Source organism: Methanococcoides sp. DA23, from assembly GCF_057593895.1.
Window position 1 is genome coordinate 1064152 of record NZ_CM172520.1, and the last position, 12485, is coordinate 1076636.

General features: G+C 44.7%; 8 protein-coding genes and 3 rRNA genes. 5 read left to right on the plus strand and 6 right to left on the minus strand.

Features of this window, described 5'->3' with window-relative positions:
• Positions 1–93 precede the first annotated feature (93 nt).
• The 3 genes from AC20MK_RS05265 to AC20MK_RS05275 are packed head-to-tail and all read right to left on the minus strand — an operon-like array spanning position 94 to position 3094.
• Positions 94–846, minus strand: a complete 753-nt coding sequence (locus tag AC20MK_RS05265; protein WP_487356928.1) for an ABC transporter ATP-binding protein — start codon at positions 844–846, stop codon at positions 94–96.
• Positions 846–1937 (minus strand): FecCD family ABC transporter permease, encoded by a 1092-nt coding sequence (locus AC20MK_RS05270; RefSeq protein ID WP_487356929.1) that lies wholly within the window; start codon positions 1935–1937, stop codon positions 846–848. Before AC20MK_RS05270 ends, AC20MK_RS05265 begins: the two co-directional genes overlap by 1 nt.
• Positions 1938–1975: 38 nt before the next feature.
• Entirely contained in the window at positions 1976–3094 is a 1119-nt protein-coding gene (locus tag AC20MK_RS05275; protein WP_487356930.1) for an iron ABC transporter substrate-binding protein, read from the minus strand.
• A gap of 406 nt (positions 3095–3500) precedes the next feature.
• Between AC20MK_RS05275 and AC20MK_RS05280 the strand changes: the two genes are divergently transcribed.
• The 5 genes from AC20MK_RS05280 (at position 3501) to AC20MK_RS05300 (ending at position 9984) form a co-directional block, all read left to right on the plus strand.
• Positions 3501–4019, plus strand: a complete 519-nt coding sequence (locus tag AC20MK_RS05280; RefSeq protein ID WP_487356931.1) for a pentapeptide repeat-containing protein — start codon at positions 3501–3503, stop codon at positions 4017–4019.
• A gap of 721 nt (positions 4020–4740) precedes the next feature.
• Positions 4741–6216, plus strand: a 16S ribosomal RNA gene (locus AC20MK_RS05285).
• 211 nt (positions 6217–6427) lie between these two features.
• Positions 6428–9353: ribosomal RNA gene (locus AC20MK_RS05290) — 23S ribosomal RNA — on the plus strand.
• Between the two features lie 69 nt (positions 9354–9422).
• Positions 9423–9543 (plus strand): 5S ribosomal RNA (gene rrf / locus AC20MK_RS05295).
• Together the 16S, 23S and 5S rRNA genes form the textbook arrangement of a ribosomal RNA operon.
• Before the next feature lie 234 nt (positions 9544–9777).
• Positions 9778–9984 carry a hypothetical protein gene (locus tag AC20MK_RS05300; RefSeq protein ID WP_487356932.1) on the plus strand — a complete coding sequence of 69 codons (207 nt, stop codon included), beginning with the start codon at positions 9778–9780 and terminating at the stop codon, positions 9982–9984.
• Positions 9985–10042: 58 nt separating this feature from the next.
• Here AC20MK_RS05300 and AC20MK_RS05305 read toward each other — a convergent pair whose 3' ends face one another.
• From AC20MK_RS05305 to AC20MK_RS05315, 3 genes are read right to left on the minus strand one after another with little or no spacing between them, the layout of a single operon-like run.
• Positions 10043–10354, minus strand: coding sequence for a cupin domain-containing protein (locus AC20MK_RS05305; protein ID WP_487356933.1), 312 nt, complete (start codon positions 10352–10354; stop codon positions 10043–10045).
• A gap of 5 nt (positions 10355–10359) precedes the next feature.
• Positions 10360–11289 (minus strand): cysteine synthase A, encoded by a 930-nt coding sequence (gene cysK, locus AC20MK_RS05310; RefSeq protein ID WP_487356934.1) that lies wholly within the window; start codon positions 11287–11289, stop codon positions 10360–10362.
• 53 nt (positions 11290–11342) lie between these two features.
• Positions 11343–12305 (minus strand): serine O-acetyltransferase, encoded by a 963-nt coding sequence (locus tag AC20MK_RS05315; protein ID WP_487356935.1) that lies wholly within the window; start codon positions 12303–12305, stop codon positions 11343–11345.
• Positions 12306–12485: the final 180 nt, after the last annotated feature.

A 12485-nucleotide genomic window follows, 5' to 3' on the forward strand; every position in this document is an offset into this window, starting at 1 on the left:
TATAGGTATGTGATGTTTTTTTAGACTAGTGGTCTGATCCGTTAGCCTATCTGGCATTCGACCAATCTCCAATTCCTTATCTTATGGGTGGTTTTACTCATGTGGTACAACCACATGGAAACCATTAAACTTTTCGACACTGGTTGCAACACCATAGACTTGCTCAATGGTTTCCGGTACAATTATCTCATTTCCACCATGTGCAAAGACCTTACCATCTTTAAGAAAAATATAATTATCAGCGAACCGGAGTGCAAGATTCAGATCGTGCATAGTTATCACAGCAGATACATTGTTCTCATCCACCACTTGCCTGATCGTGCGTAATATCTCCAACTGTTTCTTAAGATCAAGGCTGCTTGTAGGTTCATCAAGCAGCAACAGTTTAGGCTCCTGCACCAAAGCTCTGGCAATAGCCACTCTTTGAAGTTCCCCTCCGCTAATCTCATTTATGTGTCTAAGGGCCAGTTCTTCCAGCCCAAGCTTCTTTATAACCGATTCTACAACATGTCTATCCTTTTTTCTGATATTCCAACCAATATGCGGCTTTCTGCCCAACAATATCGCATCGTATGCTGTAAGACATCCAGTCTCTGACCGCTGTGGCACATATCCAACTTTCTTTGCGATCTCATGCTTCTCAAGGGAAAGCACTTCTTCCCCCTCTACCATAATAGTACCTGCTTTGGGTGGATGAATTGCATTAATACACCTAAGAAGGGTAGATTTTCCAACTCCGTTAGGTCCGAGAATTGCCAATATCTTCCCCGGTTCAAGTTTGAACTCTATCTTCTTCAGTATATCCCTATTATTATAACTAAAATCAAGTTCTGCAACGTTCAACATTAGTTTTTATACCTCCTCACAAGTAAATACAGGAAAAGTGGTGCACCTAAAAATGCGGTCAGTATCGCAACCGGAAGCTCATGGGGTGCAAGCATAAGGCGTGCTGCTGTATCTGCTCCAAGTAACAACATACCTCCGGTAAGGCAGGATGCAGGTAATAGGAAGCGTTGTTCATCACCTACAAAACGGCGTGCTATATGTGGGCAGGCCAATCCTACAAAACCAATGACTCCTAAAAAAGATACAATAAAGGCGGTAATGAGGGATGCAACAAGCATTCCCCTCAATCTAACCTTCTCCACATTGACTCCAAGTCCCTTCGCAGTCTCATCTCCTGCATCAATGGCATTATAGTTCCAACGGTTCATAAAGAAATAAACTACAGCTGGCAAGGTCAAAAAAGACAATATAATGAGGTCGTCCCAATCTGCCCTTCCCACATCACCAAATGACCAGAATACGACTGCTGCAAGCTGTACATCATCAGCAAAATATTGCAGGAACATGGTACCTGCAGTAAAAAGGGATGCTAAAGCCACTCCAGTCAATATCATCACCTCGGGTGATGAATTCCTGTACTTTGCAATAGTAATAAGGGTAAAGGTCGCCAAAAGTGAAAAGCAGAAAGAGATAGTTGTGGTCATATACGGATTATTGAGTATGATCGCATCTGCACCACTACTTCTCATTGTACCGCTGCCAAGCACTATTACAGAAAAGGCTGCACCAAATGCACAGGCATGTGATATGCCAAGTGTGTAAGGCGAACCAAGTGGATTTCTAAGTATTGATTGAAGTGCAACGCCGGAAACCGATAATCCAACTCCTGCAACAATGGCAACAAGTGCCCGCGGAAGGCGAATATTCCATATAATGGTTGAAATGTTCCCCTGGTCATATCCAAAAAGGGCTGCTACAACATCAGTAAATGGTATGGTGATCGCACCAACGGCAATGGAATATATAAACAGGAGGGACAAAAGAATGGATGAAATGGTCATAAAAGCCATTTTCTTCTTTATGTATCCTGAATATGCCAAAGTAAGTGAGTCATTTTCGCCTCTTACTATCTCATTCTCTATAAAGCTCATTTATACCCGACCATCTTTAAAAAGTTATTAAAAATCCATCATTCATCGAGTGCTATCTTTCCAAAACCACTACTGAATCCGCTTCTCAGGTCATCATAGGCTGGCTTCCCCAGAAGGAACTTGTATATCTCATCTGCTTTAACTGAAGGTTCGATATCGTTGAACCTTTCTGGGTAGATCACTGTTCCTGCATAGTATGACGCTGCAAGAACTGAACCCTGATTGGAAGTGTACCAATTATAAGGCAGTATTCCGTAAACTTCCCCATTTTTAACAGCGCTAAGTGATATGTATGCAGGGTCTTTCTTCAGCTCATCAACTGCTGAAGGGTTGGTCTGGAAAGTTGAAAGGTCTACAAAAAGGAGCTCCGCATCCCATTCAATTATTGCTTCCTTTGACACATCTGCGTGAGTAGTCTCAAGGGAAGCTGCCACATTATGTGCATTGATGAATTCAAATGGTGGATAAGACGGTTCAGTGGATTGGAATCCATGAGGGCCTCTATATGCTATACCGCCAATATAGACGCTCTTAATCTCTTCATTTTCAATATCCTTCGTTCTGTTCTTAAGATCTTCTATGTTAATCTCAAAGAATTCAATAACCTCTTCGGCTCTTCTTTTTCTGTCCACTACTTCTCCCATTATACGGAGGGACTGGTACATGTCATTGCGATATATGCCAAGGTCACCGTAATTTAGAGCTATAACGGGAACTCCGGTTTTTGCTTGAAGTTCATCTGCATCTTCAACAGACTGTACATATGTCCAGAAGATGACATCCGGATTAACAGCTACGATCTTCTCAGGGTCCGTATTTCCCCTGTATTCACCAATCAACGGTAAGTTCTGTAATTGAGGATTTGCAATAGCATAAGGTCTTCTGTTCTCATCCTTTCTCAGTTCGATATCCTCGACTCCGACAATTGTGTCCTGTCTTCCGAGATAACAAAGGTATCGAAGTGCTCCTGGTCCCTGGCAAATGATCTTTTCAGGAGCTATGGGGACAGTTACTTCCCTGCCAAGTCCGTCGGTTATTGTATGCTCTGCAATATTTTCGTTGTTAGGTCGTTCAGGGTTCGAAACGCAGCCCATTCCAAAAGATGCAATTGCAAGCATAAAAATTGCAATTAATCCGAAATATGCTCTTTTTTTCATCGTATTATCTCCAACTCAAGTTCCTCATGTTCAATGTGGTGAATATTCTGTATTCTGTCGAACAATAATCTAAGGGAAAACTGGCTATTTTCACCTTAGTGTCATATGTTGAAGTCTTAACTATTCATTTGATTTTTGAAGAATTAAAACTAACAAGTTGTTACTAATTTTAATTTTAGTATTAATAAATCACATATAATTTAAATTTTATGTTAATAGCGTTAACAATGAAAAATCTTATACTTTATCAAAAATGCGGGTGCTAAGGCTTATTTAACTGCTTTAAACATTTGATTCTCTCTTTTTTCAGCAGAAAATGATAATTCAATTGAAAAATAAATATGAACTGTTCAACTTAGTGCTTAGTCTAACAAAGAATATAACGCAGCAAAAACATCTTTTATCCATGGAATTTCGGAATGAGGACTTTGAAGCTCAAACCTTTAAGGATATTGACCTTTCAGACGCATCTTTCAAAAATTCAAAGTTCATTGATTGTGTTTTTGAAAACTGCAACTTATCAAACGTGGATTTGGATAACGCCAAATTTCAGGACACTAAATTCAAGAACTGTAAGGTTCTGGGATTGAACCTTTCAAAATGCAATGACTTCATACTCAGCTTTGGGTTCGAAGACTCATTTATTTCCCTGTCATTGTTTTCTTATCTGAATTTAGAAAATACGAATTTCAGCAATTGTCAGATACATGATTGTGATTTTGTAAGTACCAATCTGACAAAAACGAATTTTGAAAATTCGGATCTTAAGGGCACTCATTTTCAAAATGCGAACCTGAGCTTTGCATCTTTAAAAAACGCAAAGAACTACGATATAGATCCAAATAATAATTTTCTAAGGAAAACAAAATTTTCCATTCCTGGGGCCATCTCCCTCTTGAATATTTATGATATTGAACTGGAATGAACAACTTCTAGATCATAATATGGTATTAGTATCTATGTCAATTGTAATGATACTCCATTGTTTTCATCATAACGAACTCATATGTGTCTATAATTAATGGTTTTTATATTTGTTTGCTTATATTTTAATATCGGGAAGTTCGATTTCAAGATCCTCAAAGAAAGTACGTACTTTTGTCCTTGGGTATTTTCAGTGTTGATGCAGATTTACGCGCTACCACTGACGATCATGTGCCATCCTTTCTTTTTTAGATATTCCAGTTTTGATGTACGACTCGACCATGTCAAACATTGTCACACTACCTATAAATACGAGAACGTAGTGGTAGGGGTGCTCTCATTGAGCTGATTGGTGCCATTTTGGTACGATCAGGATGAGGGTTCAAAAACGTTTATGCTCTTTCATGACTGGATTCACATTCTCAAAAAATGTGGTTATGCTTTCCGATTCGGAACGTATATATAGCATGGAGGAGTTTAAGGAAATCCACTCAATGGGTGGAATTTCAATCACCTTCAATTCAAGATCATTGGTGGAGACCTGAGCTTTTCAGGTCTGACGTTGAATTTGGCAGTTCGATTAATTCTGACTGATAGTGTAAATCTATCTATCGAGAACTAATCGAAATTGTGCATGAATAAGTAACTCTCTAATTCACTTTAGAGTGTTCTTTTCCGACAATTTTTAAGTTTAACTTCCAATTAGTGTGCTTTAACAACAAACTCTGGTTGATCCTGCCAGAGGTTACTGCTATCGGTGTTCGACTAAGCCATGCGAGTCAAATGTTCTTCGTGAACATGGCGGACTGCTCAGTAACACGTGGATAACCTGCCCTTAGGTTCGGCATAACTCCGGGAAACTGGAGATAATTCCGAATAGGTCAAATATGCTGGAATGCTTTTTGGCCAAAAGACCTCGGTTGCCTAAGGATGGATCTGCGGTCTATCAGGTAGTAGTGGGTGTAACGTACCTACTAGCCTACGACGGATATGGGTTGTGAGAGCAAGAGCCCAGAGATGGATTCTGAGACATGAATCCAGGCCCTACGGGGCGCAGCAGGCGCGAAAACTTTACAATGCGGGAAACCGCGATAAGGGGACACCGAGTGCCAGCATTTATGTTGGCTGTCCACATGTGTAAACGGCATGTGTTAGCAAGGGCCGGGCAAGACCGGTGCCAGCCGCCGCGGTAACACCGGCGGCCCGAGTGGTAATCACTTTTATTGGGTCTAAAGGGTCCGTAGCCGGTTTGATCAGTTCTTCGGGAAATCTGACAGCTCAACTGTTAGGCTTCCGGGGAATACTGTCAGACTTGGGACCGGGAGAGGTAAGAGGTACTACAGGGGTAGGAGTGAAATCTTGTAATCCCTGTGGGACCACCAGTGGCGAAGGCGTCTTACCAGAACGGGTCCGACGGTGAGGGACGAAAGCTGGGGGCACGAACCGGATTAGATACCCGGGTAGTCCCAGCCGTAAACGATGTTCGCTAGGTGTCAGGGGCGGTGCGACCGCTTCTGGTGCCGTAGGGAAGCCGTGAAGCGAACCACCTGGGAAGTACGGCCGCAAGGCTGAAACTTAAAGGAATTGGCGGGGGAGCACTACAACGGGTGGAGCCTGCGGTTTAATTGGACTCAACGCCGGAAAACTCACCGGGGGCGACAGCAAAATGTAGGTCAAGCTAAAGACTTTACCTGAATCGCTGAGAGGAGGTGCATGGCCGTCGTCAGTTCGTACTGTGAAGCATCCTGTTAAGTCAGGCAACGAGCGAGACCCGTGCCCACTGTTGCCAGCATGTCCTTCGGGATGATGGGTACTCTGTGGGGACCGCTGGTGCTAAACCAGAGGAAGGTGCGGGCTACGGTAGGTCAGTATGCCCCGAATCTCCCGGGCTACACGCGGGCTACAATGGTTGGGACAATGGGTCCCTACACCGAAAGGTGATGGTAATCTCTTAAACCCAACCGTAGTTCGAATCGAGGACTGTAACTCGTCCTCGTGAAGCTGGAATCCGTAGTAATCGCGTTTCAACATAGCGCGGTGAATACGTCCCTGCTCCTTGCACACACCGCCCGTCAAACCACCCGAGTGAGGTATGGGTGAGGGCACGGACTTAGTGCCGTGTTCGAACCTAAATTTCGCAAGGGGGGTTAAGTCGTAACAAGGTAGCCGTAGGGGAATCTGCGGCTGGATCACCTCCTAAGCAAGATCCGCACAAAGCGGATCACCGCTATCAGTCAGAAATCGATAAACTGTCAAATTCAACAAACCACTTTCAATGATTACAATCATCAAGTGCACCAGGCAAGTAACGTTGCCCGGGAAGGATGGATGTGCCTGGTACCCCATATCAGGTGCTATGAGATCATGTATAAGTATTACATATCAGACGCTCACTGGACAAAGTGAGATGGACTCTGGTAATTATGCCGTCAGGTGGATGGCTCGGCTCAAGCGCTGATGAAGGACGTGCCAAGCTGCGATAAGCCCAGGGTAGGTGCATGGAACCTATGAACCTGGGATTTCCTAATGAGACCTCTTAGCACATTTGTGCTGATCAGTAATGATCGGGAACGCCCCGAATTGAAACATCTTAGTAGGGGCAGGAAGAGAAATCGAAGAGATGCCGTTAGTAATGGCGAATGAACACGGCACAGTTCAAACTGAATCCCTCCAGTAATGTGAGGGAGATGTGGTGTTGTAGGAACTTTCTAAGATTCCGACCTTTTCTTAGCTGAACTTTTCTGGAACGTTAGACCATAGAGTGTGATAGTCACGTAAGCAATGAAAAGAGGAATTGGAAATGTTCCTGAGTATCGTGTGTTGGAAATCACGCGAGAATTTGGGAGGCACCAACTTCCAAAACTAAATACGTCTTGAGACCGATAGCGAAATAGTAGGGTGACCGAAAACTGAAAAGTACCCCCAAAAGGGAGGTTAAAAGTGCCTGAAACCTGATGGTGATGGAGCGATATGGCATGAAAGGATCTTTGGTTCGAAGGAATCAACCGCGAGGTTGTAGTACGAGTTCCAATGCCGATGTCATATCATACGTTTTGAAGAACGGGCCAGGGAGTGTAACTAAGTGGCGATGGCTAACCTTTTATCTGGGAAGCCGAAGCGAAAGCAACATGCGTGCAACCTTCGGGTGAGACGCGGCGTATACAAGTGCGTGGAGTCACTAAGTTACGACCCGAAGCCGGGTGATCTAGGCGTGGGCAGGTTGAAGCGTGGCGAAAGCTACGTGGAGGACCGCAAGCGGTATTGATCTGCAAATCATTCGTGTGACCTGCGTCTCGGAGTGAAAGGCTAATCTAACCCGGCATCAGCTGGTTCCTTCCGAAACATGTCGTAGCATGACCTAACTGGAGATAGTCGGTGGAGTAGAGCACTGATTGATGGTCCTGGGGAAGAAATTCCTCACCCGTCTGTCAAACTCCGAACCCACCGTCGTCGTAGAAGGTTGGAGTCCGGACTACTGGGGTAAGCCTGTAGTCCGTAAGGGAGACAACCCAGCCCGTGGTTAAGGTCCCTAAGTGTCGACTAAGTGTTAATACTAAAGGGCGTCCCAAGCCCTAGACAGCTGGAAGGTTAGCTTAGAAGCAGCTATCCTTTAAAGAGTGCGTAACAGCCCACCAGTCGAGGTTTGGGGCCCCGAAAATGGACGGGGCTCAAGTCGACCACCGATACCACGGAGTACCGAAAGGTAATCTTGTAGGAAGGCGTTGCGTTTGGGTAGAAGCAGGGCTGTGAAGTCCTGTGGACCGAGCGGAAACGAAAATCCTGGTAATAGTAGCAGCATAGTTAGGTGAGAATCCTAACCGCCGAAGGGGCTAGGTTTCCTCGGCAATGATCGTCAGCCGAGGGTTAGTCGGTCCTAAGTTGTACCGTAATTCGAGTACATCAAAAGGGAAACAGGTTAATATTCCTGTACTATTCAACAATAAAACTGACGTTTTGGGGCAGGCTGAGCGGCGCTGTCGCGCCGTTTAAGCATCTAAATCCGTGGAGAGCCGTAATGGCGAGAAGCGGACGAATATGTTATGACGAAAGTCGGCTGCACCCCGGAACCCGTGAAAAGGGAGTTGAATATCCGTACCGAGATCTGACACAGGTGCCCCTAGCTGAAAAGGCTAAGGCGTGTCGGAATAATTTGGCTAAGGGAATTCGGCAAATTGGCTCCGTAACTTCGGGAGAAGGAGTGCCTGCCGTGAAGACGGCAGGTCGCAGTGACCAGGGAACTCTAACTGTCTAATATCAACATAGGAGATCGCAAACCCGTAAGGGCTAGTACGATCTCTGAATCCTGCTCAGTGCAGGTACCTGAAACTTCGGTTCAACGGAAAGAAGGGCCTGTAAACAGCGGGGGTAACTATGACCCTCTTAAGGTAGCGTAGTACCTTGTCGCTTAATTGGCGACTTGCATGAATGGATCAATGAGAGTTCTACTGTCCCTAGCCAGAGTCCGGTGAAGCTTACATTCTAGTGCAGAGTCTAGAGACCTCTAGGGGGAAGTGAAGACCCCGTGGAGCTTTACTGCAGCCTGTCGCTGGGTTGTGATTTTGGATGTACAGTGTAGGTAGGAGACGTCGAAGCCGGTGCGCCAGCATCGGTGGAGTCGCAATTGGGACACTACCCTTCCAAAGTTACGACCCTCACTCCGTGAGGAGGACCCCGATAGGTGGGCAGTTTGCCTGGGGCGGGACGCCCTTGAAAAGATATCAAGGGCGCGCAATGGTTAACTCAAGTGGGTCGGAAACCTACTGAAGAGTGCAAGAGCATAAGTTAGCCTGACGTGATTCAGCACAGTAGTGGATCACGAGACGAAAGTCGGTTCTAGCGAACCTTTATGTCCCGCTTGGTGCGGGCTAAAGATGACAGAAAAGTTACCCCGGGGATAATTGAGTCGTTGCCGGCAAGAGCACATATCGACCCGGCAGCTTGCTACCTCGATGTCGGTTCTTTCCATCCTGGCTGTGCAGCAGCAGCCAAGGGTGAGGTTGTTCGCCTATTAAAGGAGATCGTGAGCTGGGTTTAGACCGTCGTGAGACAGGTCGGTTACTATCTACTAGAGGTGTATGTGGTCTGAGGGTAAGTTGCTTTTAGTACGAGAGGAACAGAGCAACGGCGCCACTGGTCGATCGGTTGTCTGACAAGGCACTGCCGAGCAGCTACGCGCTAAGGAATAAGAGCTGAATGCATCTAAGCTCGAAATCTAACCTAAAAAGAGACCACTTTAAGGATTCCGGTAAAAGACCGGATCGATAGGAATGGGATGTAAGCACCAAGGCAACGAGGTGTTCAGTCCGCATTTACTAATATCCGTGCCTCATCTGTCTCGCTTTGTCCAGGCGAAATCTGATATGTAATACAATATACGTGATCACAATCCGTTAATTTGAATGAGTATGGCGGCCATAGCGGTAGGGCCACTCCTGTTCCCATCCGAACACAGAAGATAAGTCTACCCACGTTGTTTACTGTACTGAAGTACGAGAGTCTTCGGGAAATCTACATCGCTGCTATGCTCACTCTATCCAAATCTTTTCTTAACTGATCTTTAACTCCATAGTCGTGACTCTAATTTTCAGCATTTTCAACGATCATTAATTTCATTTCTAACTGATCATGCTATCAATGAGTGGCTTAAATGCAAGCAATCAAATATTCGAATTAACTATAAAATGTATATTCTGATTTTGTTTGTAAATACAAAAACTTCATATCCTCTAAAATCAATATTAACAGTGGAGGGTAACACTATGCAATGCAATGTATGCGGAGTTGAAACTGACAAAACATATTGTACAGATTGTGAACAGGTAATGGAACAGATCATCAAACAGGTAGGAGAAAAGCGATGGGCAGCTTTAGACGATTGCTCACATATCTATCCAATGGTAAAAAGAGCTGTCAAGGGGGAGCTTAATATAAACGATATAATAAATGCACTGGAAGTCGAGGACTGACAATGTAAAAAGGTGAGATACGAATGCTCTATTCTTTCTCACCTTCCTTTGATGTCTCTTATTTCGTAAGGCAAAGCAGTATTGCCAGATCTTCTTCTGCCTGAAGTGCATGTGGTGCATTTGCCGGCATAAAAATGAAGGTACCTTCTTTCATCTCTATATCCTTGTCGAACAATTTGAAGATCCCTTTTCCTTTCAGGACCTGAACAACTCCGTTCTTCGTAGACGTATGTTCATCAATGTTCGTTCCTGCAGCAAGACACATCAGGGTATAGTTATAGCCTTCTGCTTTGGCAAGTACCGTACTGAAAATTCCCTCTGAAGGGAATTGCATCAATTCACTTAGATCCTTTGTAAACCCTTTGTCCATAATTATCACTCCTTTTCCACAAGTGCAGTACTAAGATATCTCTCACCTGTATCAGGAAGAACTACAACTATCATTTTTCCTTCATTCTCCGTCCTTCTCGCAACATCCAATGCTGCAAAAAGAGCCGCACCCGATGAGATGCCTGCGAGGATCCCTTCCTTCTTGGCAAGTTCACGTGTCGTCTCAAGGGCATCTTCATTACTGACCGCTATCACTTCGTCAATGATGCCCACGTTCAACACATCCGGCACGAAACCGGCACCTATGCCTTGTATCATATGTGGTCCCGGGCTGCCCCCGGAAAGCACTGCTGAATCCTTAGGTTCAACGGCCACTGCCTTAAACCCGGGCTTACGGGACTTTAGCGTTTCTGAAACACCTGTTATGGTTCCACCGGTCCCGACGCCTGCTACCAGAATATCGACCTTTCCTCCGGTATCATCCCATATCTCCCCCGCCGTAGTACAGCGATGGATATCAGGATTTGCCGGATTCATGAACTGATGGGGAATAAAAGAATTAGGTGTCTCCTTTCCAAGCTTTTCCGCTTCCTCGATGGCCCCTTTCATGCCATTGGGGCCATGCGTGAGCACTATCTCGGCTCCAAGGACCTTTAATATGCTTCTCCTCTCAACGCTCATGGTCTCAGGCATTGTCAATATCAGCCTGTAACCCTTGGTGGCACAAACAAAAGCCAGACCTATGCCTGTATTTCCAGAAGTTGGCTCGATGACTATGGCTCCCTTCTTGAGCACTCCCTCCTGTTCAGCGGTCTCTATCATGTTCAAAGCGATACGGTCCTTGACCGAACCCAGAGGATTAAAAGCCTCCACTTTTGCAAGGATAGTGGCATGGCACCCCTCAGTTATCCTGTTCAATCGCACAAGCGGTGTATTCCCAACAGTTCTTGTTATATCTTCATAGATATTTTCCATATCAAAACCCCCTATAATAAATACTTAATATGATTAAAATGATCACTGCTAATTCAGGAAGATGATCTCTCCTTGAAAACCAGCTTTGGCTCTTCTATCAATACCTTTGTGTCTGCAGGTACTGACCTTGTCAACCAGACATTGCCTCCGATAACAGAACGTGCTCCTATGACGGTATCCCCGCCAAGGATAGTTGAATTGGAATATATCACCACATCATCCTCTATGGTGGGATGTCTTTTAAGTTCACGAAGGATCTGCCCCTTTTCATCCCTTGGGAAGCTCAGTGATCCGAGGGTGACCCCTTGGTATAACCGTACATTATCCCCTATCACCGAAGTCTCTCCTATGACCACTCCGGTTCCATGGTCTATGAAGAACCCTTTTCCTATCTTTGCACCGGGATGGATATCGATACCAACCGCACTGTGGGCATATTCGGTCATGATGCGGGGGAGGATCTTAATATCCTGTTCATGCAACTCATGCGCCACTCTGTACACCATGAGTGCAAAGATCCCCGGATAACTGAAAATGATCTCATCATAACTCTTCGCAGCCGGATCTCCATCATAGGCCTTAATGATATCAGTAGCAAGAAGGGTCCTTATTTGCGGGATCTTCCTTAACAGCATGATCGTTTCTTGCTGTCCTTTTTCAATGCACTCTGCACAATCCTCTTCTGTGCGATGGCACTCATGAAGAATACTGTTCGTCACCTGTTTTGACAGTTTCTCGAAAAGTTCAGTGATCTCACATCCAATATGATATATCAGATTGTTCCTTTCAATCGTCTGGTCCCCAAAATAACCCGGGAAAAGCACATCTTTGAAAAGGTCGATGATCTCAACAATGGATTCCCGTGAAGGTATGACTGCAGAATCAATATGCTCGAAGCAGCCTTTATCTGAGCAGCTGGTCACAACGGAATCGACTATTTCCGGCAATTTTGAACGATAGTTCATTCCCATGATGGAATCTTGCATCGAACATCTCTTCGCTTTTTTGTCTAACATGATCCGTCTCCACTCCTCAAATATCACATCGGTTTAATATATTCCAAAATAAAACTTAATTTTGAATAAGCTACACTGAAATATTGGACCTTAAATGTTGAAAGTTGTTACCTGTGTCCCTATAATTTAATGTAGTATACTTTGATTTAAGCATTATGACATATTTTGCCGGTTTTATAT

Excerpts from the sequence above, each read along its gene's own strand:
- AC20MK_RS05265 (WP_487356928.1), bottom strand. The coding sequence starts at position 846 with ATGTTGAACGTTGCAGAACTTGATTTTAGTTATAATAATAGGGATATA.
- AC20MK_RS05270 (WP_487356929.1), bottom strand. The coding sequence starts at position 1,937 with ATGAGCTTTATAGAGAATGAGATAGTAAGAGGCGAAAATGACTCACTT.
- AC20MK_RS05275 (WP_487356930.1), bottom strand. The coding sequence starts at position 3,094 with ATGAAAAAAAGAGCATATTTCGGATTAATTGCAATTTTTATGCTTGCA.
- AC20MK_RS05280 (WP_487356931.1), top strand. The coding sequence starts at position 3,501 with ATGGAATTTCGGAATGAGGACTTTGAAGCTCAAACCTTTAAGGATATT.
- AC20MK_RS05300 (WP_487356932.1), top strand. The coding sequence starts at position 9,778 with ATGCAATGCAATGTATGCGGAGTTGAAACTGACAAAACATATTGTACA.
- AC20MK_RS05305 (WP_487356933.1), bottom strand. The coding sequence starts at position 10,354 with ATGGACAAAGGGTTTACAAAGGATCTAAGTGAATTGATGCAATTCCCT.
- cysK (WP_487356934.1), bottom strand. The coding sequence starts at position 11,289 with ATGGAAAATATCTATGAAGATATAACAAGAACTGTTGGGAATACACCG.
- AC20MK_RS05315 (WP_487356935.1), bottom strand. The coding sequence starts at position 12,305 with ATGTTAGACAAAAAAGCGAAGAGATGTTCGATGCAAGATTCCATCATG.